Source organism: Comamonas jiangduensis, assembly GCF_030162955.1.
GTDB lineage: Bacteria > Pseudomonadota > Gammaproteobacteria > Burkholderiales > Burkholderiaceae_C > Comamonas > Comamonas jiangduensis.
The window spans coordinates 15460-38218 of record NZ_JARXOV010000024.1 but is presented as its reverse complement, the minus strand read 5'-3'; the positions used below and the strand labels follow the sequence as shown (position 1 = coordinate 38218).

Annotated in this window: 20 protein-coding genes; 5 read left to right on the top strand and 15 right to left on the bottom strand. The window is 59.8% G+C overall.

What is annotated here, in order from left to right; translation table 11 throughout:
* Positions 1-2: 2 nt before the first annotated feature.
* From bamB to surE, 14 genes are all read right to left on the bottom strand, one after another.
* Positions 3-1172 (bottom strand): outer membrane protein assembly factor BamB, encoded by a 1170-nt coding sequence (gene bamB / locus QEP12_RS16065; RefSeq protein WP_246254020.1) that lies wholly within the window; start codon positions 1170-1172, stop codon positions 3-5.
* Positions 1169-1849: a YfgM family protein gene (locus tag QEP12_RS16060; RefSeq protein WP_284214893.1), complete on the bottom strand. Its 681-nt coding sequence runs from the start codon at positions 1847-1849 to the stop codon at positions 1169-1171. The genes bamB and QEP12_RS16060 overlap by 4 nt, the downstream gene beginning before the upstream one ends.
* Before the next feature lie 18 nt (positions 1850-1867).
* Positions 1868-3166 carry a histidine--tRNA ligase gene (hisS, locus tag QEP12_RS16055; RefSeq protein ID WP_284214892.1) on the bottom strand — a complete coding sequence of 433 codons (1299 nt, stop codon included), beginning with the start codon at positions 3164-3166 and terminating at the stop codon, positions 1868-1870.
* Between the two features lie 126 nt (positions 3167-3292).
* The gene (gene ispG / locus QEP12_RS16050; RefSeq protein ID WP_284214891.1) at positions 3293-4564 is read right to left on the bottom strand and encodes a flavodoxin-dependent (E)-4-hydroxy-3-methylbut-2-enyl-diphosphate synthase; all 1272 of its coding nucleotides are present in this window, start codon (positions 4562-4564) and stop codon (positions 3293-3295) included.
* Positions 4565-4567: 3 nt separating this feature from the next.
* Complete coding sequence (locus QEP12_RS16045; protein ID WP_174862604.1) at positions 4568-5545, bottom strand: helix-turn-helix domain-containing protein; 978 nt, start codon at positions 5543-5545, stop codon at positions 4568-4570.
* Entirely contained in the window at positions 5538-6347 is an 810-nt protein-coding gene (locus QEP12_RS16040) for a tetratricopeptide repeat protein (RefSeq protein WP_284214890.1), read from the bottom strand. The genes QEP12_RS16045 and QEP12_RS16040 overlap by 8 nt, the downstream gene beginning before the upstream one ends.
* A 47-nt stretch (positions 6348-6394) precedes the next feature.
* A complete protein-coding gene (gene rlmN, locus QEP12_RS16035) occupies positions 6395-7519 on the bottom strand; it encodes a dual-specificity RNA methyltransferase RlmN (RefSeq protein WP_284214889.1) in 1125 nt (374 codons plus the stop codon).
* An 89-nt stretch (positions 7520-7608) separates the two neighbouring features.
* Complete coding sequence (gene ndk, locus QEP12_RS16030) at positions 7609-8034, bottom strand: nucleoside-diphosphate kinase (RefSeq protein WP_174862607.1); 426 nt, start codon at positions 8032-8034, stop codon at positions 7609-7611.
* A gap of 109 nt (positions 8035-8143) precedes the next feature.
* Positions 8144-9403, bottom strand: a complete 1260-nt coding sequence (gene rluB / locus QEP12_RS16025) for a 23S rRNA pseudouridine(2605) synthase RluB (protein WP_284214888.1) — start codon at positions 9401-9403, stop codon at positions 8144-8146.
* A gap of 84 nt (positions 9404-9487) precedes the next feature.
* On the bottom strand, positions 9488-10255 hold the full coding sequence (scpB, locus tag QEP12_RS16020) for an SMC-Scp complex subunit ScpB (RefSeq protein ID WP_174862612.1): 768 nt from the start codon (positions 10253-10255) through the stop codon (positions 9488-9490).
* Between the two features lie 108 nt (positions 10256-10363).
* Complete coding sequence (locus tag QEP12_RS16015; protein ID WP_174862608.1) at positions 10364-11386, bottom strand: RluA family pseudouridine synthase; 1023 nt, start codon at positions 11384-11386, stop codon at positions 10364-10366.
* An 80-nt stretch (positions 11387-11466) separates the two neighbouring features.
* Positions 11467-12327 carry a peptidoglycan DD-metalloendopeptidase family protein gene (locus QEP12_RS16010; RefSeq protein ID WP_284214887.1) on the bottom strand — a complete coding sequence of 287 codons (861 nt, stop codon included), beginning with the start codon at positions 12325-12327 and terminating at the stop codon, positions 11467-11469.
* Positions 12328-12340: 13 nt separating this feature from the next.
* Positions 12341-13123, bottom strand: coding sequence for a protein-L-isoaspartate(D-aspartate) O-methyltransferase (locus tag QEP12_RS16005; RefSeq protein WP_174862610.1), 783 nt, complete (start codon positions 13121-13123; stop codon positions 12341-12343).
* Complete coding sequence (gene surE, locus QEP12_RS16000; protein ID WP_174862611.1) at positions 13120-13908, bottom strand: 5'/3'-nucleotidase SurE; 789 nt, start codon at positions 13906-13908, stop codon at positions 13120-13122. The genes QEP12_RS16005 and surE overlap by 4 nt, the downstream gene beginning before the upstream one ends.
* A 147-nt stretch (positions 13909-14055) precedes the next feature.
* Here surE and QEP12_RS15995 point away from each other — a divergent pair, with 147 nt between their 5' ends.
* From QEP12_RS15995 to QEP12_RS15975, 5 genes are all read left to right on the top strand, one after another.
* On the top strand, positions 14056-15594 hold the full coding sequence (locus QEP12_RS15995) for a GGDEF domain-containing protein (protein WP_284214886.1): 1539 nt from the start codon (positions 14056-14058) through the stop codon (positions 15592-15594).
* A gap of 470 nt (positions 15595-16064) precedes the next feature.
* Positions 16065-17303 (top strand): sodium/glutamate symporter, encoded by a 1239-nt coding sequence (gltS, locus tag QEP12_RS15990; RefSeq protein ID WP_219164145.1) that lies wholly within the window; start codon positions 16065-16067, stop codon positions 17301-17303.
* 78 nt (positions 17304-17381) lie between these two features.
* Positions 17382-19256, top strand: coding sequence for a gamma-glutamyltransferase family protein (locus QEP12_RS15985; protein ID WP_284214885.1), 1875 nt, complete (start codon positions 17382-17384; stop codon positions 19254-19256).
* Positions 19257-19405: 149 nt separating this feature from the next.
* On the top strand, positions 19406-20941 hold the full coding sequence (locus tag QEP12_RS15980; RefSeq protein WP_284214884.1) for a phospholipase D family protein: 1536 nt from the start codon (positions 19406-19408) through the stop codon (positions 20939-20941).
* A gap of 223 nt (positions 20942-21164) precedes the next feature.
* Positions 21165-21584, top strand: coding sequence for a helix-turn-helix domain-containing protein (locus QEP12_RS15975; RefSeq protein ID WP_284214883.1), 420 nt, complete (start codon positions 21165-21167; stop codon positions 21582-21584).
* Positions 21585-21733: 149 nt separating this feature from the next.
* Here QEP12_RS15975 and QEP12_RS15970 read toward each other — a convergent pair whose 3' ends face one another.
* Entirely contained in the window at positions 21734-22729 is a 996-nt protein-coding gene (locus QEP12_RS15970; protein WP_284214882.1) for a GlxA family transcriptional regulator, read from the bottom strand.
* Between the last annotated feature and the right edge of the window lie 30 nt (positions 22730-22759).

Below are 22759 nucleotides of genomic sequence, written 5' to 3'. Positions count from 1 at the left end.
TGTCAATCCGGGCGGAAGCCGTAAATGCCACCACCCCGTGTCACGACCACCAAGGTATCGGCGGCCACTACTGGTGCCACAGCTACACCAGTGCTATCTGTTGTGAGTCGATTCAAGTGCGAGCCGTCCTTTTTGGACAGCAGGTGCACCAAACCCGACTCGTCGGCTGTCACCACCGCGCGACCCAGCACCAAAGGTGCGGTCAACTTGCGGTGCTGGAAACGATCTACCGACCAACGCTTCTCACCATCAGCCATATTCCAAGCTTGGACGATGCCGTTACTTTCGGCTCCAAACACGTACTCTGCATCAGCAGCAATTCCCACTGCTCCCTTGGCAGTTTGCGCCCAACCGGTACGCCCTGCATTCGCATCCACACAGCCCACCGAAGATTGGAAAGCGCGTGCACAAATCACATTACCGACGCGAGCGGCTGGGCCAACCAAATCCACCAAGCGCTCCACATCATTGGTGCCGCGTGGCGATGCCAAAGGCGCTTCCCACTGCACATTGCCGTTATCAGGGTTAAAAGCCACCAGACGCCCCGACAAGCCGGCCAGCAGCGTATTGCCGTAAGGCATCAGCACCCCTTGCTGGCGCAATACCAAGGGCTCGCCATCGCGGCGCTGCGTCCACAGATGCGCACCATTTTGGGCATCAAAGGCAGACACAGCGCGGTCTGCCGTCAGCACAAATACACGTCCACCCGCGACCAACGGCGCTGTAAACGCAGAAGCGCTCAGCGTTTTGCTCCACAACTTGCTGCCAGCATCCAGCATGACCAGCTCATTGCCCGTTGTCACTACCGCTGCCATACGACCATCTGCGCCTACACCGGTTTGCAGCCCCTTGCCTGCTTGGGCGCGCCAGTTTTCACGACCATTGGCAGCATTCACACTCACTACCGTGCCATCTGCAGATGCCACCACCACATTGTCGCCCTGCACTTGGGCGCGGATGTTGGCGTCTTTGACCGCAGGAATGCTAAGTTGCCAAGCTTGGCGCACTGGCAAGTTCACCACATTAGGGCCCAGATCTGCAGGCTTGGGCGCCTTGCTAGAGCCAAACCACGCACAACCGCCCAAAGCTGTCGCCAAAGCTGCAGCCAGCACGGTACGTTGAGCAGTAATCCAAAAACGAGAACCTTGATGTTGTTGTGCGGTGTGATTCACTTAGTCGTCTCCGTCGAATTCGCCGAGCCAGTTTCCGAAGTTGCTACACCCAATGCGTTGAGCTTAAAGCCCACCAACGCGCGGTAATCCACTTGGGGATCAAGCAGCTTCCATGCCTCTTGGTAGGCAGTGACCGCTTCATTGTTCTTACCTTGCAACTGCAGCACATCGCCCAGCCGATCGGCTGCCAAGCCCTTGAATTCCACAGGAAAGCTGGAGCGCAGCAATGCCGCCGCAGCATCCAGGTCTTTTTCCTCCATCAGCACCGCCGCAAGCCGCAGCTTGGCCGTGGCCTGGTAGCCCTCATCCTTGGTGTTGTCTATCGCCCACTGCAAAGCAGACTTGGCCTCGTCCAGCTTGCCGGTATTCACTGCAGATTGCGCCACCAGCAAAGCGGCATGCCCCGCCTGCAATGTGCCCTTGTAATCAGCCTTCACGGCATCAAAAGCCTGGGCTACGCGGGCTTGATCGCCGCTTTCCACAGCCACGGCCACCACATCGGCCAGCGCCGATGCTTGCAGCGCCTGGCGCTGCTGCCAGAACTGCCAGCCGTTCCATCCGGCAAAGCCAGCCATCACCACCACGGCAACGCCGGTGATGGGGGTGCCCCACTTGTTCCAGAAGTGCTTGATCTGATCAAGTTGCTCTTGTTCTTCGAGGTCGAGATGCGTTGCCATATCTGGTGTCGTTACAAATTAAGCGTTCGATTGTAGGGTGTGCGCCCAAATGGCCACTGCATCCAGCGATTGCAGCACTTGTGCACCACCTTGCCCGTCGCGCAGCGACTTGACCGTCACCTTGCCCTGAGCAAGTTCATCGGCGCCAAAAATCAGCGCAAAGTGCGCGCCCGAGGCGTCCGCTTTCTTGAATTGCGACTTCATGGAGCCCATGCCTTCCGCTCCCGCCGTGTGCATTTGGACGCACACGCCTGCTTCACGCAATTGGGTCAGCGTGCGCAGCACCACGGGCATGGCGGCCACATCAGGCACGATGGCGTAAGCATCCAGCACGGGCTGCGGAATGTCAGTTCCCAACTCCTTCACCAGCTCCAGCACGCGCTCTACGCCCAGGGCCCAACCCACGGCGGGGGCCGGCTTGCCGCCGACCTGCTCGATCAGGTAGTCGTAGCGACCGCCGGCGCAGATGGTGCCTTGCGAGCCCAGCAGGTCGGTCACGAACTCGAACACGCTGAGGTTGTAGTAGTCCAGGCCGCGCACCAAACGGGGGTTGGCCGTCCAGGGCACGCCATTCGCGTCCAGGATGGCCTTCAGGCCGTCAAAGTGCGCCAGCGAGGCCTCGCCCAGGTAGTCCAGCAGCTTGGGGGCGGCATTCACCATCTCCTGCATGGCCGGGTTCTTGGTGTCCAACACGCGCAGCGGGTTGCTGTACATGCGGCGCTTGGCCTCTTCGTCCATGACGTCGGTGTGCTGCTCCAGGTAGGCAATCAGCGCCTCGCGGTGGGCCTTGCGCTCCTCGGGCTGGCCCAGGCTGTTGATTTCCAGGCGCCACTGGGTCAAGCCCAAGCGCTTCCACAGGGCCACGGCCAGCAGGATCAGCTCGGCGTCTACGTCGGGGCCGGCAAAGCCCAGGGCCTCGGCACCGATCTGGTGGAACTGGCGGTAGCGGCCGCGCTGCGGACGCTCGTGGCGGAACATGGGGCCGATGTACCACATGCGCTTGCCGCCGTCGTACAGCAGATTGTTCTCGATGGTGGCGCGCACCAGACTGGCCGTGCCTTCGGGGCGCAGCGTCAGGCGCTCGCCGTTGAGCTTGTCTTCGAAGGAGTACATCTCCTTCTCGACAATGTCCGTCACCTCGCCAATGCCGCGCACAAACAGCTGCGTATGTTCGACGATGGGTGTGCGCACGTTGCGGTAGGCAAAGCGCCCCATCAGATCGCGCACTTGCGCTTCCAGCCACTCCCAGCGGGCGGACTCGCCGGGAAGGATGTCGTTCATGCCTTTGACGGCGGAAAGTTTGTCGGTCTTTGCCACTTCAGAAATCTCACCAAAAATGCAGCCATTCAAAAAGAAGAGCTGCTTGCGCTGGTTCAGCGCGGTTTTCAAACACTTTTATACTGGAAAGTATTTGAACACGTACGCTGAAAGCTATTGTTTTATTCAAGCACCCGCACCCCAACGGCGCTGCACATACGATTCCACAATCTCTTGGAACTCGGTGGCAATGCCTTCGCCGCGCAGCGTCATGGCCTTCTCGCCATCAATGAACACCGGCGCAGCGGGCGCCTCGCCGTTGCCCGGCAGGCTGATGCCGATGTCGGCATGCTTGCTCTCGCCCGGGCCGTTAACAATGCAGCCCATGACGGCCACCTTCATGGCTTCCACGCCCGGGTACTTCATGCGCCACACAGGCATCTGGCCGCGCAGGTAGCCGTCGATCTGCTTGGCCAGCTCCTGGAAGGTGGTACTGGTGGTGCGGCCGCAACCGGGGCAGGCCGTCACGCTGGGCACAAACACGCGCAGGCCCAAGGACTGCAAAATCTCCGAGGCCACCACCACCTCTTGCGTGCGCGCTTCGCCCGGCTGGGGCGTGAGCGAGACGCGGATGGTGTCGCCGATGCCTTCTTGCAGCAGCACGGCCAGTGCAGCGGTCGATGCCACCGTGCCCTTGGTGCCCATGCCCGCTTCGGTCAGGCCCAGGTGCAGCGCGTAGTCGCAGCGGCGCGCCAGCTCGCGGTACACGGCAATCAGATCCTGCACCCCGCTGACCTTGCACGACAGGATGATGTTGTCGGGGTTCAGGCCGATGTTCTGGGCCAGCTTGGCCGAGGTGATGGCCGAGGTGATCAGCGCCTCGTACATGACCTGGCGCGTTTCCCAAGGCTGGGCACGCTGGCTGTTGGCATCCATCAGCTCGGCCATGATTTCCTGGTCCAGCGAGCCCCAGTTCACGCCGATGCGCACCGCCTTGTCGTATTTGGCGGCGATCTCGATCATCTGGCCGAACTGCTTGTCCTTCTTCTCGCCCTTGCCCACGTTGCCGGGGTTGATGCGGTACTTGGACAGCGCTTCGGCACAGGCGGGGTAATCGGTCAGCAGGCGGTGGCCGTTGTAGTGGAAGTCGCCCACCAGCGGCACGTACTCACCCATGCGGTCCAGCTGCTCACGGATGTAGGGCACGGCAGCGGCCGCCTCGGGCGTGTTCACCGTGATGCGCACCATCTCCGAGCCAGCCTGTGCCAGCTCTTTGACCTGAATCGCTGTGCCGATGGCATCCACCGTGTCGGTGTTGGTCATGGACTGCACGCGCACAGGGGCATCGCCCCCCACGGTGACCACGTTGTTGCGCCACACCACGCGGGCCTGGCGGCTGCGGCGAGGCAGCGGGGCAGCGATCGCGATGGGCGACGCTTGGAATGTGTTGTCAGACACTTGTTACTTCACCTCAAATCGGGCCACATTGTTTTTGGCCGAAGCGGTCAAATCCGTTGCGACACCATCAATCTCCAGCGTTGTGGCACTGGCATTGCCCACCACAATCTGAAGAGGTCGACCCGCAGCTGCCTCTTGGTAGACATCACCGGCCTTCAACATTTTTTCCATCACCACTTGCTGCTGGGCATCGCGCACTTGCACCCAGGACTCGCCTGTGGCGGCAAAGCGCAGCACGCGGCCATTCACCGTCACTGCGGGTTTGGACGCAGGCTCTGGCGCTGCAGCCACCGCTTGGGCTGCTTCAGCCGCAGCTGTCACCGCTGCAGGTGGGTTCGCAGTGGCATCCACTGCTGCAGAAGCAGCAGTTACCGCAGTCACACTCTCGGACTTGGCCTCTGAGGGCTCCGCCACAGGTGTCTCAGGCTCTGTTTGCAACTGAGGCATAAAAAGGGGTTCGTCCGTTGCAGCTTCGCCGGGAGCGGCAGCAGCTTGCGCCTCTTCCGCCGCTTGCCATTGGGGTACAAAGTACAAACCTGCCCCGCCAGCCACGGCAATCAGCAGCGCGGCCACCACTTTGACCGCATTGCTAGAGCCACTGTCTTGTGACGACGACATCAAAGAGCGCAAGGTCTTTTCTTTAAAAGGCGCGTTAATGCCTTCTGGATTGGATGCCAACTTGGCTGCCTCGTGCTTGGGCAAACCAGCCAGTACAGGCTCCGCGGGAATGTGCAGCAAACGGCACACACTCAACGCCAAAGAGCGGGTAAACACAGAGTCCGTCAGCACATCCCAACGGTCTTCTTCCAAAGCCTGCAGCTTGTAGACAGGAACTTTCAGCGTTGATGCCAGCGCCTGCATCGACATTTGCTGCTGCTCGCGCGCTTGCCGCAGCAGCCGCCCCGCCCCACCGATGACAGGCTGCGTTGCTGTGTTGTTACTGCTTTGTTGATCCGCGCTATCCACTACCACCTCAGTCATCAAAAGCTCCCTGCTCAAACCGTTGCCATTCCTTGGAATCAGGGAATCGCTTATGTAATTGATCTGCCAACTGCCGCATGGCAACCCGGTCACCCAGGCTGCGCTCTACCTTGATTCCCAACCAAAGCGATGGCGCAGAAGCCCACTGCCCGTTATTGATACGGCGCACATAAAAACGCGCACGCTCGGTATCTCCTCGGGCGTGCAATGCATTGGCAAAATTGTAGGCAACTGCCGGGCTACCCGGCTCTATTTCGTGCGCCTTTTCCAAGGCATGCAGCGCATCCCCTGGCTTGCCCGCCTGTTGCAAGCACACCCCTTTGGCCAGCCAAATCCGCGCGACCGATTGCCCGCTGGTGCGAGGCGCTTGCAGCGCAGCATCCAGATTGCGATCCGCCAAGGTGAATTGTTTTTGTTGGCACTGCAGCCAGCCCAGGTTGTACAGTGTGTCTGCGTCTCCGGGACGCAATGCCAGCGCTTGCACAAAGCTTTCATTGGCAGCTTTGTAGTCTTGCAGGCTCATGTGAATCCAGCCTTTGAGGTTATAGGCATCCACATAGCGGGGATATGCCTGCAAGGCCTGTGCCACCTCACCCAAAGCCACTTCCGCACGCCCCTCTTCAAAGTGCAAGGCTGCCAATTGCAAACGTGTTTTGGCCAGTCGATGCACTTCCACTTCGGCAGCCGATCCGGGAATCGCTTCTGGCGCCACAGTGCTTCCTGTGGCTGCACAACCCGCCAGCACGCATGCCGCTACCACCCCACCCATAGCCCAACGGGCTTTGCTCAATAACTGCTTCATGGGACCGAATGGTGTTGGCATGCACATCCTTGCTATAGATAGAACCGTTAGGAGATAGGCGTCAGCGGTATGGTACGTTGCTTTGCCATGCGTTCTGCTGCACGGGTACGGTCTTTCACGTCACCGGCCAGCTGTCCACATGCCGCATCAATATCATCTCCACGGGTTTTGCGCACCGTGGTCACAATGCCTGCGTCGCTGAGCGTCTTGGCAAAAGCTGCTACTGCAGCATTCGATGAGCGTAACAAACCCGAAGCAGGGAATGGATTGAACGGGATCAAATTCAATTTGCACCAAGGCTTGCCCTTGCCGTGCTTGCGAATCAACTCAATCAACTGCTGCGCATGCTCAGGCTGGTCATTAACGCCATCGAGCATGCAGTACTCGAAGGTAATGAAATCGCGCGGTGCAAACTCCAGATAACGAATGCAAGCTTGCATCAGTTCATCGAGCGGATATTTTTTATTCAGTGGCACCAAATTTTCGCGCAAGGGATCGTTGGGGGCGTGCAGCGAGACAGCCAGCGCCACAGCACAGTCTTGTGACAAACGATCCATCATGGGCACGACACCCGAGGTCGACACGGTCACGCGACGGCGCGAGAGCCCATAAGCATGGTCATCCAGCATGGTGCGCAGCGCGGGCACCAGTGCGGAGTAGTTCTGCAGGGGCTCGCCCATGCCCATCATCACCACGTTAGTGATGACACGCTCTTCGGTATGGAGATGCTTGCGCAAGAAGTGCTCCGCAAACCACAGCTGGGCCAAAATTTCGCCCGTTGTCAGGTTGCGGCTAAAGCCTTGATGCCCTGTGGAACAAAAGCGGCATCCCACGGCACAACCTGCTTGCGAAGAGACACACAAAGTGCCGCGATCGTCTTCCGGGATGAACACCGATTCCACGGCGTTGCCATCACCCACATCAAACAGCCACTTGATCGTGCCGTCTTGAGAAATATGCTGGGTGATCACGGGCAAACCCACGATCTGGGCTTGGCCCTTGAGTTTTTCGCGCAGGGACTTGGCCAAATCGGTCATCTGGTCAAAATCACTGGCTCCGCGCTGGTGAATCCAGCGGTACAGCTGCGTGGCGCGAAAACGCTTTTCCCCCAGCGACTCGCAATATGCAGTCAGCCCCTGAAGGTCAAAATTCAAAAGATTGGTGGTGGTCATATGTATTACCCCAGACCACTTACAGGGCAACACTCCCATGCGGGGGTGCTGCCGTTACAGCAAGCACGGCCAGCATGGGATTCATGGAATTAACGTGCGTAAACGTTCATGCCAGGGAAGAAGAAAGCGATTTCCACAGCCGCTGTTTCAGCAGCGTCGGAGCCGTGCACGGCGTTGGCGTCGATGCTGTCAGCGAAGTCAGCGCGGATGGTGCCAGCTTCTGCCTTCTTAGGATCGGTAGCGCCCATCAGCTCGCGATTCTTCAAGATGGCGCCTTCGCCTTCCAGCACTTGAATCATCACAGGGCCGGAAACCATGAAGCTCACCAGGTCCTTGAAGAAAGGACGCTCTTTGTGCACAGCGTAGAACTGTTCAGCTTCAGCTTGCGACAGGTGCACCAGCTTGGCAGCAGCGATCTTCAGGCCAGCGTTTTCGAAACGGCTGTAGATTTGGCCGATCACGTTCTTTGCAACTGCGTCGGGCTTGATGATGGAGAGTGTGCGTTCGATTGCCATTGGGTTTTCCTAGTCAAAAGGGAATAATTTTTTGCCAAACCGGCAAAACCCTTGATTCTAACGGGGCGCTGACAACCCTTGAAACTGCTTGCCAAGCGCCCTTGCCTGCTTAACGCCCGCTGCGGCGCCCCGCTGGCTTGCGTTTTTGCTCAGCGCGGACTCGCGCCAAACTGTCACTACCGATATAGCCGACCGAGGTTTTCATGGGATCAGGCTGCGCGCTAGGCAGTTGATAGTCATTGTTGCTGGTGCGCTTGGGGCCACCCTTGGTCTTGCGACGCGCGCGCAGGAAGCGCTCTTCCTCCGCCGCATTCACACGTGCCTTGTTGCGCGAACCAGCACGATCCGATTCACGGCGCATGTTTTGCGTCGGCGCAGCACGCTTGGACTGGGGCATGGCCACGCCAGAGGCTTGGATCAAGGCTTGCACGTCCTTCTCATCCAACTCCATCCACGCGCCACGGCGCAAACCACGGGGCAGTTGCATAGCACCGTAACGGATACGAATCAGGCGACTGACCGCACGCCCCACCGACTCAAACATGCGGCGCACTTCGCGATTACGCCCTTCAGAGATGGTCACGCGGTACCACACGTTGGCACCATCGCCTCCGCCGTCCTCGATGGAACCAAAAGCGGCTTCGCCGTCTTCGAGTTGCACACCTGTGGTCAGCAACTGCTTTTCTTCCTTGGTCAAAGCGCCCAATACACGCACGGCGTACTCGCGCTCCAAGCCAAAGCGGGGGTGCATCAGGTTGTTGGCCAACGTGCCGGAACTCGTGAACAGCAGCAAACCTTCGGTATTCAAGTCCAGACGGCCAACCGACTGCCACTTGCCGTTGTGCAGCTTGGGCAGGCGCCGAAACACCGTGGGTCGGTTTTGCGGATCATCCAGCGTCACCACTTCGCCTGATGGCTTGTGGTAGGCCAAAACACGCACGGCAGGCGGATCAATACGCACCTTCACCGGTTTGCCATCCACCTTGATGCTATCGCCCAACTGAATGCGCTGACCCACATGCGCCAACTCGTTGTTCACAGTGATGCGCCCTGCACCAATCCAGCGCTCCACCTCTAGACGCGAGCCCAGACCGGCTTGCGCCAGTACCTTATGCAACTTGGGCGACTCCAGTTCGGGCTGTAGTACACGCTTGGCTGGGACGGCTTCGGGCAGCTCTTCAGCGGCATCCAACTCGCCAGAAATTACAGCATCAAAGTCGTAGCCTTCATCAGCACCCAGTAGCTCCATCATGTCTTGCGCAGGCACCGTTGTTGCGTGGGCCAAGGCGGACGCTGTAGTGCGGGCGACTTGAGGCTTGCGAGCAGCACTACCAGGCGCACGGCGCACAGGCTTGTTTTCTTTGGTCATGGTTCTTCCGTTTCCGCGCCCGCCCATTCCTAGTGGCAAGACGCTTTCATTTATTCATTCACATTGGCGGTGTACGCCAAGCGCTTAGGCTTTGGTGCTATCGCCTTCGGGTATTTCTGGGGTCGGCTTCTGCGATACCGCTTCAACAGGTGTTGACACCGCGTCTGGCGTCACATGAATCACTGGCACAAAGACTTGATCCATGGGCAACGCAGGTTCCGCAAACAAGTCATCTACCGGTTCCGGCAACTGATCTGCGACTTTTGCATCATCTTCAGCAGCCGCTGCGCCGTCGGCATCGGCATCATCTTCCAACGCACTAAACAGCGTGGCTTGCGCTTCCGGCTCGTCCAGCATGGGCAGCTCTGCCAGCGACTTCAAACCCAAGTCATCCAAGAACTGGCGAGTCGTGGCAAGCAGGGCCGGACGCCCTACTGTCTCACGATGGCCAATTTCCTCAATCCAGCCGCGGTCTTCCAGTTGTTTGATGATCAAACTATTGACCGTCACACCTCGAATATCCTCGATATCACCACGTGTCACTGGTTGGCGATAAGCAATGATGGCCAAAGTTTCGAGCACCGCACGGCTGTAACGCGGAGGTTTTTCCGGATGCAACTTGTCAAGATAGGCACGCATTTCGGGACGGCTTTGGAAGCGCCATCCAGACGCCACTTGCACCAGTTCCACGCCACGCCCCATCCAGTCTTGCTGCAAAGCCAGCAGCAAGTCCTTCAGCGTATCCGCCCCCAGATTACCGTCAAATAACGCACGCAATTCCCGCAGCGACAAAGGCTGCTGCGCACAAATTAAGGCAGTTTCTAGGACCCGTTTGGCATCAACCGAATTCATGGTTTTGACGCAAGCCTCGCTCAAGGAAGGGAGGTGTAAAGACAGATGGACCGGACCCTCACGGGCAAGTACACCAACGATAAGGCGCAAATACTCAAGCGCCTTGATTTAATGCGGATTGTAGCGCAGGCCCAATTTTTCGATGGCGCACAGGAAATCTTCCGGTGGCTCAGCAGCCAACTCCAACACCTCAGCTGTCACGGGGTGCACAAACGACAGACGAAATGCATGCAATGCCTGTCGCTGCATATCACCCGCAGGAGCACCGCCGTACAACGCATCTGCGACCAAGGGATGCCCCAAAGAAAGCATATGCACCCGGATCTGATGTGTCCGCCCTGTATGCAGCTTGCAATGCACCAAGCAATGCGCAGAGGTGGTGTCCCAACACGTAATGTCTGTACGCGCCTCTTTACCAGCATGCTGCGCCAAATCCACTACGGCCATGCGCAAACGATTTCGTGGATCCCGTCCAATCGGTGCATCCACTTTTTGCAGCTCCGCGCCTTTCCAAGGCTTGTGCGCCAATGCCAGATAACGGCGACTGACGTCACGTCGCGCAATCAGCGCTACCAGCGCATCCATGGTGGAACGATCTTTGGCAACCACCATCAAACCACTGGTGTCCTTGTCCAAGCGGTGCACAATCCCTGCCCTGGGCACCATCGCTGCTCCAGCATGGTGGGCCAGCAAACCATTGAGCAAAGTACCCTGCCAGTTCCCGGGTGCTGGATGCACCACCAAACCCGCTGGCTTGTTCACCACCATCAAATACGCATCTTCGTAGACCACATCCAACGCCATCACTTCAGGCTTGAAAGACTGGCTTTGTGCGGTGGGCCGCATCTCAATGGTGATCACATCTGCCAGCTTTACCTTGGCAGATGCCTTGGTGGCTGTCTTGTGATTGAGCTGAACCGCCCCCTGCTCTAGCAGTTGCTGCAAATAACTGCGAGAAAACTCTGGCACCAGATCCACCAGGGTTTTATCTAGGCGCGTGCCATGCTGCGCCATGCCTGCTTTGAGCTCACGCACCTCTACTGCAAAAGCGCCCGCCTCCACCTCTGCCGCATCCTCTGACTCCAGCAGCACATCCTGATCCAAAGGTAACGCGTTTGAACTCACGCACATTCCTCACCAAAAACACAAAAGAAAATGCCCGACGCGGATCGCACCGGGCATTTTGCGCAAAGACCTAACCTTAGCGAAGCTTAACGCGCTGGCAAATAGCGCGAAGGATCAACAGGCTTACCTTGGCGGCGCACCTCAAAGTGAAGCTTCACGCGATCCGCATCGGTGTTGCCCATCTCTGCAATTTTTTGCCCCTTCTTCACATTCTGGTCTTCTTTGACCAACAACTTCTGGTTGTGGGCATAGGCCGTCAAATAGGTGTTGTTGTGCTTCAAAATCACCAGATGGCCATAGCCGCGCAAACCTGCGCCCGCATACACCACCCGGCCATCTGCTGCAGCCACAATCGGATCACCGGCCTTGCCGGCAATGTCCACGCCCTTGTTGGTCGACTCATTAAAGCCTGCAATCACTGCGCCAGAGGCCGGCCACATAAAACCCAGGCCACTGGCATCCCCACCTGCGCTAGAAGCAGCGCTTTCTGCAGACGTTGGTGCTGTAGCAACGGGCGCTGTAGCTGGCGTTGATGCGGCGCTGCCAGCAGGCGGCAGTGTCACAGGCTGCACCGTTGTCGACGCCACAGGACGTGTTCCTTGGGATTGCACACCCACCGCAGCGCCTGGCGGCACCACACGCACCACCTGACCCACTTCGATCAAATCGGGGTTGGTCAAATTGCTCCAGCGCGCTACATCCTTCCAGCTTTGGCCATGCTCCAAGCCAATCCGAATCAAGGTGTCACCGGGTTGAACGGTGTAATAACCAGGCTTACCCGCATTTTCTGCGCCGGGCAGCGTCGATGGGTCTACACGAGTTGTGGAGGCTGAACCCCAACCACCTCGGTCTTCGACGGGCGCCTTGTTCACCTGAGCACAACCGGCCAGCAACCCGCCAGCGACCAGCACTGCACTCAAAGCTCCAAGACCTCGCGATAACAACATATTTATTTCCCTTTCAGGCAATCCCAGATTTTAGAGGGACAAAGTGCACTGCTTCGAGCACAGACTCTGTAAATCCATGCGGCGTTTTGTCAACCACCAGCAATGCTTGCTGCCCTGTACTTCTCACAGTGGGAGCCACCAAGCGCCCTCCCACTGCCAATTGATCTAACCAAGCCCGAGGAACTGACTCTCCCCCCGCGGCCGAAATGATGCCCGCATAAGGACCACCTTGCGCGTAGCCCAACATCCCGTCCCCAAACAAAAGATGCACATTGGTGAGTCGCAGAGGGCGCAAATTGTTCCTCGCTTTTTCATGCAGGCCGCGCAAACGCTCCACGGAATAGACCTGCTGCGCCACACAGGCCAGCACGGCGGCCTGATAACCACAGCCCGTACCAACCTCCAGCACACGCCCCAATTTACCGGAGGCGCGCACACACTCTGCGCCTTCGAGCAACTCGATCATGCGGGCCACCACGCTGGGCTTAGAGATGGTTTGCTGCAAGCCTATGGGCAAACTGGTGTCTTCATAGGCTTGGTTCACCAACGCACTATCGACAAACAAATGACGCTCTACACGCCCCAGCGCACCCAGCACGCTTGGCGACTGAATGCCTGAGGCCGCCAGTCGCTGCACCATACGCATGCGCACGGCTACAGAATCCAACCCCAAGCCTACGGGCGCAGGCGTAGAGCGCACCGTTGGTGCAACGCCGCCTCCCACACGTCCGTTGACATGTTTGGGGGCTGCCGAGGCTGCAATCCAACCGGGTACCGAGCGCTTGGGCTGATTCATACGGCTTCCTTGGAGGGGCCCGCCACATCCAGACGGGACGCGGTCTGCGCCCAGTAGACCAAATGATCGTGGTCCGTCAAATCCACCTTCAACGGCGTCATGGCGACATGTCCGCGCACGGTCGCATAAAAGTCGGTGCCCTCTGACTCGTCCTTGGCCGCACCCGCGCTGCCAATCCAGTACATGGTTTCACCGCGTGGGCTGATCTGGGTAATCACCGGTTCTGCCGAATGACGGCGCCCCAAGCGGCACAGCTTCACCGCGCCCAACTGCTCCAAAGGGAGATTGGGAATATTCACATTCAGCAGCCACGGCGCATTGCCAATCAGATGCTGCTGGCGCATCTGCTGCACCATCTGTTTGGCTTTTTGGGCCGCAGACGCCAATTCCCCCCAATCGCGCTCCACTTGCGAGAAAGCGATGGCAGGCACACCAAACAAAAACCCTTCCATGGCGGCACCCACCGTACCGGAGTAAATGGTGTCATCGCCCATATTGGCGCCGTTATTGATGCCGGATACCACCAAGTCTGGCTTGTAGCCCAGCAAACCGGTCATGGCAATGTGCACACAGTCTGCGGGCGTGCCGTTGACGTAGCGAAAACCGTTCGCTGCGCGGTGTACATACAGAGGCGAATGCAAAGTCAGCGCATTGGACTTGGCGCTGTTATTGTGCTCAGGCGCCACCACCTCGACCGCAACGCCGTCAATGGAAGCCAAGGCATCATGTAACGCGATGATGCCGGGTGCCTGATACCCGTCGTCGTTAGAAATAAGAATCTTCATGGGCTTTCAACAGATTGCGCCGATTGTAGGTGCCACACCAGCCTGCGCAAACCTCCGCGCTCCTACGAATTGCAGCGCCCATCCCCATGCAAACTGTGCAGCACTCTGCCAAACTTCATCTTTTGTCTCCCTCTGTAAGGCTCCCCCGTGGCTGCACGCACCCCTGCTGATATTGCTCGCGACACCCTCAAGCTGCTGGCCACACGCCGCTTAGCGCCTACACCGGCCAACTACCAGGCGGTGTACGAAGAGGTGGCTAGCTTGCTGCCGCAAGTGAGCTTCCCGCTGGCGCCGCTGCGACGTATTGCCACCGTGCTGCCCACCCAAACCCCGGTTCAAAAACGTTTAGCCCACGCTTTTTCAACCGCAGTAGAGGCGCAGGACTGGACCGCTTTGCAGGCGGTCATTGCCGACTATGCACAGCTGGATCTGGGTATTGCCCCCAAAGCACCCGTGCTCCAAGAGACGCCCACCGCCATCACCACGGTGAACGTGCTGCCGGACGCCTTGGCACAACAACTGGCACGCTTGATAGAGACCACCGTGACCGCGCTGGGTGAAGAAGACCAGCGCATGCAAGAGCTATCCGACCAGCTGGTGCATTTTTTGCGCACTGCACCGCCCCCCTTGGCAACGCTAGAGCAAAGGCTGCACAACTACAGCTACCGCCTGTCCTTCACCGCGCAAGACCAGGCGCAGCGGCGCATGGGCATGCACGCCCTGTTGCGCATGGTGGGCGAGCACATTGCCTCCCTCGCGGCCCACGACCCCACCCTGCAGCAACAAGCACAAGCACTGGCCGCCGCCATGGAACAGCCGTGGACGCTGCAACAACTGGACCGCATACAAACCCACCTCAAGAGTCTGCTGTTCCGCCATCTGGAAATTGAAGGCAGCCGCGCCGATGCCCACGAGCAGCTCAAATCACTACTGGCCGAGCACGCCAAACAAATGGCCAGCCTGGGCAAGCTCAGTGAGAGCCACGCCCAGGCACTGACCAACTGCGCCCAGCAAATCCAGCAAGCGCAGGATTTGGGGGACTTAACCCCCGTGCTTCAGGCCGTGGTGCACTCAGGCAGCGCTTTGGCCACAGAAAACCGCATCGTGCAGGCCCAACTGGCCGATTTGCGGGCGCAAACGCAAGCCCAGGAAGCGCAAATCGAAGCGCTCTCGCATGCACTGCTTGGCGTGGAAGACAGCACCCGCAACGACCCGGAGACCGGCGCGCTCAATGCCCAGGGCCTGCAAGAAGCCCTGCTCACCGAAGCCTCCCGCAACCAGCGCCAGGCCCAGCCCATCACATTGGCCGCGCTGCACATTGACCAGCTGGCGGCGCTGGAAGCCGAAAACGGCCCGCAGGCCAAGGCTGCGGCCCTGGTACACCTGGCCCGACTGGTGCGCGCCACCTTGCGCCCGCAAGATGCCATCGGGCGCATCCGCGAGCAGCAGTTTGTCATCCTCTTTCCTGCCACAGCGGCCACCCAGGCTGCCCAGGCACTGGCCCGCCTGCAGCAAGAACTCAGCCAGCGTCCTCTGCTGCTGGACGATCGCGCCGTACCCCTGAGCTTCAGTGCAGGGGTGATTGCCCTCAGTGGCCTGGACACCCCAGCCCAAGCCGTGCAGCGCGCATTGCAAGCATGCGAGCAAGCACAGCGCATGGGCCTGGGCCGCGTGGCCCTGATTTAAGCGCTGCGCACCTACCCCGGCCCATCACGCTCCAGGCGGACGGTGAGTTGAGTTGAGGTGAGTGCGCCCCGCACCCGGCGCAGGTCTTTGCCACTTAGCTCCAATTCCTAGCATATTTTGCACAGACACCCCGGGCAAATACCTAGACTTTTCCCATATAAAGCGATGGCTGCCAACGCCGACTTCCACATTGGTGCATAGTCCGCGCGCATGGCTCTATGCAAATTTGCATAGTCTGGTCACATTAAGAAAAGTCATAAGACAACTTTTCACCAAACAAAAGATTTCTGTCAGATAGCGCTAATCCAACATGCGCCAAAAGCTATTTATTCAATAGCTTCAAGGATTTACTTTCCTCATATCTGAACAGATCAGTCTTTCACCTTCAACCGTAAGCGCCCTTGTCCATGTACCGGCAACTGCCTGTGCATCGATAGTCGGTTCGCTGCTTTTTATGAAAGAGAGCTTTCATGCAAGTTACTTTCAGTGCGTACTACACGCTCATCTTGGCGGTCTTGGTACTGCTGCTGGGCAAGCTCCTGGTCAACCGCATTCGCTTCCTGCGCAACTACAACATTCCTGAGCCTGTTGCCGGGGGCTTGGTGGTGGCCGCACTGATCTACGCCTTGCACCTGACCATGGGCTGGTCGTTCAAGTTTGAGTCCAGCTTGCAGTCGGCCTTCATGCTGGTGTTTTTCTCCTCGATTGGTTTGAGCGCCAACTTCGCCAAGCTCCGCCAAGGCGGCAGCGGCTTGATCGTGTTCTTGCTGGTGATTGCCGTGTTCATCTTGGTGCAAAACACCGTGGGCATCAGCCTGGCTACTTTGCTGGGGCTGGACCCTATGATTGGCCTGATCGCTGGCTCTATCACCCTGATCGGTGGCCACGGCACCGCAGGTGCCTGGGGTTCGGTCATGGAAAACCAGTACGGCCTGACCGGCGCCACCACCCTGGGTATGGCCTGCGCCACCTTTGGGCTGGTGATTGGCGGCATCTTGGGCGGCCCTTTGGCCAAACGCCTGGTCACCAAGCACAAGCTGGCCAAAGCACGCAGCGAAGCCGACCAACTGACTGAAGGCGGCCCCGCCGTCTCTGAATACAGCGACGTTGCCAACTTCGAGTCGCCCAACAAAACCCCGCGCCTGATTACCGCTGATGCGGCCATTGAGACGCTGGCACTGTTCGCGGGCTGCTTGGCGTTTGCCGAGTTCATGACTGGCATCACCAAAGACACCGTGATCCAGCTGCCCACCTTTGTCTGGGCACTGGGCGGTGGTGTGGTGATTCGCAACGTGCTGGATTACATCTTTGGCTTCAAGGTGTTTGACCGCGCCATCGACGTGTTCGGTAATGCAGCGCTTTCCATCTACCTGGCAATTGCACTGCTGTCGCTGAAGCTGTGGGAACTGACCGATCTGGCCGCCCCGCTGATGGTGATTCTGGCCGTGCAAACCGTGGTCATGGCGCTGTACGCCACGTTTGTGACCTTCCGCATCATGGGCAAAAACTACGACGCCGCCGTGCTGGCTGCTGGCCACTGTGGCTTTGGCATGGGTGCCACCCCGACGGCCGTGGCCAACATGCAAGCCATCACCAACCAGTACGGGCCTTCGCACAAGGCATTCCTGATCGTGCCCTTGGTCGGCGCGTTCTTTATTGACATCGTCAACGCCTTCTTGATCCAGGCTTTCATCAAGTTCATTCACTGAACTGCTTGAAACTGCCTACGCAGGCGGGCTGCGCTTTGGGGCACACTTGGGCGCATTACGACCCAAGGAGCCTGCCCCATGCAACCCACTGCGTTCGCCCGCCCCCACCCATCTCTGCGCCCAGCCTCTGTGCTGGGCGTTGTCGTATCTGCAGCCTTGCTGGCCGCGTGCACTACTGCACCCAGTAAAGACGGCGCACCAACGCTTGCCTACCAAATCCCTGCACAACCAGAGGGCAGCTCTGGCTACACCAAAAAACCGGGCTGGGCCACCGAAAAGTTTGCCGTGGCCGCCGCCAACCCCTTGGCCACCGATGCGGGCTACCAGGTGCTCAAAGCCGGTGGCACTGCCATTGATGCCGCGATTGCCGTGCAGATGGTGCTGGGGCTGGTTGAGCCGCAGTCCAGCGGCATTGGCGGTGGCGCCTTCTTGCTGCACGCAGCCGGTAGCAAGGTTGAAGCCTATGACGGGCGCGAAACCGCCCCCGCTGCCGCCACCGAGAACCTGTTTTTAAAAGCCGATGGCAAACCCATGGCCTTCCACGAGGCGGTAGTGGGCGGGCGCTCCGTGGGCACACCCGGCGCGGTGCGCATGCTGGAGCTGGCCCACCAAGAGCACGGCAAACTGCCTTGGGCCAGCTTGCTGGAGCCAGCGATTCAGCTGGCCGAGAAAGGCTTCAAAGTCAGCCCGCGCCTGCACACTTTGCTGAGCAATGAAAAGTTCTTGTCCGCAGACCCGGTGGCGCGTGCCTATTTCTTCGGTGCTGATGGCAAACCGCTGCCCGTGGGCACCGTGCTAAAGAACCCCGAATACGCCCAGGTGCTGCGTGCCATTGCCAAAGATGGCAGCAAAGCCCTGCACGAAGGCCCCGTGGCCCAGGCCATTGTGGACAAGGTGCGCAGCCACCCCACCAACCCGGGCGTGCTGTCTGCGCAAGACTTGGTGCGCTACCAGCCCCAAAAGCGTGCTGCGCTGTGCCATGACTGGAATTTACCTGCCAACGCCCAAGGCATGCCTGTGCGCAGCTATCAAATTTGCGGCTTTCCGCCCCCCAGCTCCGGGGCGATTGCCATCGGACAAATTCTGGGCATCTTGGGGCATACCCCCGCAGCCACCATGGCGCTGGGCAGCGATGGCCTGCCCACCGCCGACTGGCTGCATTTCTACACCGAAGCCTCGCGTTTGGCCTTTGCCGACCGTGCGCTGTACGTGGCAGACCCCGACTTTGTGCAAGCGCCCGGCGGCAACTGGCTGAACCTGCTGGACAACCGCTACCTGCAGTCGCGCGCCCAGCTGATTGGTCAGCAAAGCATGAAGGTGGCACAAGCAGGCAACCCTGCGACCTACAAAGTCAGCCACGCGCCCATGCCAGAGCAGATCGAATACGGCACCAGCCACATCAGCATCGTTGATGCCCACGGCAACGCTCTGGCCATGACCACCACCATCGAAGACCAGTTTGGCAGCCGCCAGATGGTCAAAGGCTTTTTGCTCAATAACGAGCTGACCGACTTCAGCATGGCCCCCAAGGCCGCAGACGGCCAGCCAATTGCCAACCGCGTGCAACCCGGCAAGCGCCCGCGCTCGTCCATGGCCCCCACGCTGGTGTTTGACAAAGCCACCGGCCAGTTGGTGATGAGTGCTGGCAGCCCCGGCGGCGCACAAATCATTCACTACACCGCCAAAACCCTGCAAGGCGTGCTGGGCTGGGGGCTGACGCCGCAGCAGGCCATCAATCTGCCCAATTTCAGCAGCTTGAATGGCCCCAGCCTGCTGGAAGCCCAGCGCTTTCCCGCCACCACCGTAGAGGCCTTAAAAACCCGCGGCGCCGAAGTGAAAGAGCAAGAGCTGACCAGTGGCCTGCAAGCCATCACCCGGGGCGCGGCCCACGGCAAAACCTTCTGGTTTGGCGGCGCTGACCCCCGCCGTGAAGGCGTGGTGATGGGCGACTGATGCGGCCACCGCTGCCTGCCGCTGCCCAGCTCGGCCAAGGCAAGCAGCCATCCCGCCCATCTTGATAACGCGCTTTACAACGCCAGCTCTACGCCATGCAACCATTGTTGTGCCTGCCACGCTACCGCCATGCCCTGCTGGGAGCTGCCATGTCTTTGCTACTGAGCGCATGCGGCCTCCCACCGGTTGCGCACCCCGATGCCAACCGGCAAGCCATCACGCCGCAAGTGTCTGAGCAAACCACTTTGGGCCAGGCCCACCAGCAATTGCGCGCGCAGGCGCAGGCTGACCCTGCGTCTTCCGGTTTTTATGCGCTGGAAGACCCGCGAGAAGCCTTTGCGGCACGCGGTTTGCTGGCGCGGGCGGCCGAGCGCACGCTGGATGTGCAGTACTACATCTGGCGCAATGACAAAACGGGCAACTTGCTGCTGCATGAGTTGCTGATGGCCGCCGACCGCGGGGTGCGCGTGCGCCTGCTGCTGGACGACGGCGGCACCTCCGGGCTGGACGATGCGCTGCTAGCACTGCACCAGCACCCGAATGCGGAGGTGCGCATCTTCAACCCCTTTGTACTGCGTGGCCTGTTCAAAAAGCTAGGCTACGTGACGGAGTTCAGCCGCAACAACCGGCGCATGCACAACAAATCGTTCTCGGCCGACGGGCAGGCCAGCATTGTGGGCGGGCGCAATGTGGGCAACGAATATTTTGGCGCCACCGACGGCGTGCTGTTTGCCGATTTGGATGTACTGGTCATCGGCCCTGTGGTGCAAGACATTGAGCAAGCGTTTGACCGTTACTGGAACAACGTTGCCGCCTACCCTGCCGAGCAAATTGCCCAGCCCACCCCACTCACCGTGGATGCACTGCGCGCCCAGGGCAACGCGCTGGCGCAATCGCCCGCTGCGCAGGAATACCGGCAAGCGTTGGAAGCCACGCCCTTTGTTCAAAATCTGGTCGACGCACGGCTGAATATGGAGTGGGCCACGGCCACGCTGGTGAGCGACCCGCCCGAAAAAATTCAGGCTCAGGCCCAGCCCCAAGCCTTGATCGTGCAACAGTTGCTGCGCGCCACCGGCCCCATCCAGCAAAGGCTGGATTTGGTCTCGCCCTACTTTGTGCCAACCCAAGAGGGTGTCGAAGCCTTTGCCCAGCTGCGGGCCCAAGGCCTGCAGGTGCGCATTTTGACCAATTCACTACAAGCCACCGATGTCACCATCGTGCATTCGGGCTACGCCAAATACCGCAAGCCGCTGCTGGAAGCGGGCGTGGAACTGTATGAAATGCTGGGGCAAGTGCCTCAATATTCCAGCGAGGAAGAGCGCCTGAAACTCAACCTCGCCAATCTGGGCAGCTCTGGCAGCAGCCTGCACTCCAAAACCTTTGCCGTCGATGGGCAGCGCGCTTTTGTGGGTTCGTTCAACTTTGACCCACGCTCCATGCATCTGAACACCGAGATGGGTCTGCTAATCGACAGCCCCACGCTGGCGCAAGGCATTCACCGCACCTTCGACAACACCGTGCCCCTGCGCGCTTACCAAGTCACACTGGGGGAAGACGGGCGCTTGCGCTGGCACAGTGGCGTGGGCAACCCACCGCCCGTCTACGACACCGAACCCAACACCCGTTGGTACCAGCGCTGGATGCTGCGTTTATTGGGCTGGCTGCCTATGGAATGGTTGCTGTAGCCCATCACTCTCACAAAAAAAATAGCTGCTTGCGCATGTGCCACCTTGATTTCACACATAAAACGCATCGAAACCAAATCAATACCAGCGCTAGCAGCTTCTTTTTTGAAAGCGACTGCCGTGTGCTTTGGCCGCACACCGTACGCTGCGGCAGACGTGTTGGCTTACAAAAATATTCATAGACTTCCACAAGATACCGACGAACGGCACTACCATCCGTGCCATGCCCCGCCAGAACACCTGCCCCGCAGACTTTCCGCCTTTCATCCTCTCGCAGATCGAACACATGGCCCAGCGCATCGTGGCGGCGCGTAAAGCCCGTGGCGAAACACAGGCGCAATGGGCGCAGCAACTGGGCATCTCCCAGCCCACCATGGCGCGGCTGGAGCGGGGCGACCCCGCCATTGCCACCGCCACTTATGTGATGTGCCTGTGGCTGGTCAATCCCCAGCTCAATCTGCTGCAGTTGCTGGACAGCCCCACACCACCTGCTGCGGCAGCGGCCTTGAGCACGCCGCCTCATACCGTCTTGCCCGGCGCTCCAGACGCCAATCCCGACAATGCGGCCATGGCGCAGCCGCCGCATTCACCAGCCGATGAATTTGCCAGCCTGCTGGCGCAGTGGAACAACGCCGTTCAGTGAACGCTGCGCTGAGCGCCGGTCACACGCAGCGGCCACAACGCCCAGCCAATTTTCGATGGGCAGTGAAGACCACATGCGAAGCCGCTGGCAGCAGTGCGGACACACCACCAAACAAAACAACGACGCATCAAGGGGGGCGCGGCCCGCGCTTAATCGCCAAAACGCTCCCGGTAGGCCACAGGCGTAATCCCCAGCCGCTTTTGAAACAGGTGGCGCAGCGCCTGCTCCGACCCCAGTCCCACCTTGGCCGCCACCGTTTTCAAGGGCAGATCACCGCGCGTTTCCAGCAACTGTTTGGCGCCTTCCAGACGGGCGCTTTCCACAAATGCACTCGGGCTGCAGCCCGCTTCTTGCTGGAACACACGGCGAAAGTGGCGCTCGCTCATGGCGGCTTTTTCGGCCAGCAGCGCCTGCGGCATGGGCTGATCCAGGTGCGCCAGCACCCATTGCTGCACCAGCCGCACGCCGCTGTGTTGCACGGCCTGACTGGCCAGTTGCACGCTGAACTGCGACTGCCCACCCGGGCGCTTGAGGTACATGACCAGATCGCGCGCCACCTCCAGCGCCAGCGCGTGGCCAAAATCCTGCTCCACCACGGCCAGTGCCAAATCAATGCCCGCCGTCACCCCGGCGGAGGTCCAGTACGGCCCTTCGCGCACATAAATGGCATCGGCATCCACCCGCACCTCGGGGTGGCGGCGCTGCAGCTCCTGCGCCACGCTCCAGTGCGTGGCTGCGCGGCGGCCGTTGAGCAACCCGGCCTCGGCCAGGAAGAAGCTGCCGCTGCACAAGGCAATCGTGCGCGCCACCTGGGGCGCCACACGTCCCACCCAGTCCACCAGCGGCGCGCTGGCCTGCAGCACCGTGGCAATGTGGCGCGCGCCCACCAGCAGCACGGTGCAGCCCGTGTCCTGCTCTACATCGGCCAGGGTGTGCGTGGCCTCCAGCGCCATCAAGGTATCGGAGCGCACCACACCCCGGGCGGCTGCCACCACGCGCAGGGCATAGCCATCGGGCAGCCCTTTTTGGCGCAGATGCACATTCGCATACTCAAAGACCGACATCGGGCCAATGGCCTCCAGCGCCTTGAAGCCGGGGTAGACGACGATATCGACGCGGTGCGCGCCGGAGTGGTGGTGGGCCATAACTATCAAAAAACAGAGCTGCTAGCGCAG

What these genes read in the sequence shown, in the direction of transcription:
- QEP12_RS16060 (WP_284214893.1), bottom strand. Translation starts at nt 1,849, where the DNA reads ATGGCAACGCATCTCGACCTCGAAGAACAAGAGCAACTTGATCAGATC.
- QEP12_RS16045 (WP_174862604.1), bottom strand. Translation starts at nt 5,545, where the DNA reads ATGACTGAGGTGGTAGTGGATAGCGCGGATCAACAAAGCAGTAACAAC.
- QEP12_RS15970 (WP_284214882.1), bottom strand. Translation starts at nt 22,729, where the DNA reads ATGGCCCACCACCACTCCGGCGCGCACCGCGTCGATATCGTCGTCTAC.
- QEP12_RS16015 (WP_174862608.1), bottom strand. Translation starts at nt 11,386, where the DNA reads ATGTGCGTGAGTTCAAACGCGTTACCTTTGGATCAGGATGTGCTGCTG.
- scpB (WP_174862612.1), bottom strand. Translation starts at nt 10,255, where the DNA reads ATGAATTCGGTTGATGCCAAACGGGTCCTAGAAACTGCCTTAATTTGT.
- QEP12_RS16005 (WP_174862610.1), bottom strand. Translation starts at nt 13,123, where the DNA reads ATGAATCAGCCCAAGCGCTCGGTACCCGGTTGGATTGCAGCCTCGGCA.
- rlmN (WP_284214889.1), bottom strand. Translation starts at nt 7,519, where the DNA reads ATGACCACCACCAATCTTTTGAATTTTGACCTTCAGGGGCTGACTGCA.
- gltS (WP_219164145.1), top strand. Translation starts at nt 16,065, where the DNA reads ATGCAAGTTACTTTCAGTGCGTACTACACGCTCATCTTGGCGGTCTTG.
- QEP12_RS15980 (WP_284214884.1), top strand. Translation starts at nt 19,406, where the DNA reads ATGTCTTTGCTACTGAGCGCATGCGGCCTCCCACCGGTTGCGCACCCC.
- QEP12_RS16010 (WP_284214887.1), bottom strand. Translation starts at nt 12,327, where the DNA reads ATGTTGTTATCGCGAGGTCTTGGAGCTTTGAGTGCAGTGCTGGTCGCT.
- surE (WP_174862611.1), bottom strand. Translation starts at nt 13,908, where the DNA reads ATGAAGATTCTTATTTCTAACGACGACGGGTATCAGGCACCCGGCATC.
- QEP12_RS15985 (WP_284214885.1), top strand. Translation starts at nt 17,382, where the DNA reads ATGCAACCCACTGCGTTCGCCCGCCCCCACCCATCTCTGCGCCCAGCC.
- QEP12_RS16040 (WP_284214890.1), bottom strand. Translation starts at nt 6,347, where the DNA reads ATGAAGCAGTTATTGAGCAAAGCCCGTTGGGCTATGGGTGGGGTGGTA.
- QEP12_RS15975 (WP_284214883.1), top strand. Translation starts at nt 21,165, where the DNA reads ATGCCCCGCCAGAACACCTGCCCCGCAGACTTTCCGCCTTTCATCCTC.
- rluB (WP_284214888.1), bottom strand. Translation starts at nt 9,403, where the DNA reads ATGACCAAAGAAAACAAGCCTGTGCGCCGTGCGCCTGGTAGTGCTGCT.
- ndk (WP_174862607.1), bottom strand. Translation starts at nt 8,034, where the DNA reads ATGGCAATCGAACGCACACTCTCCATCATCAAGCCCGACGCAGTTGCA.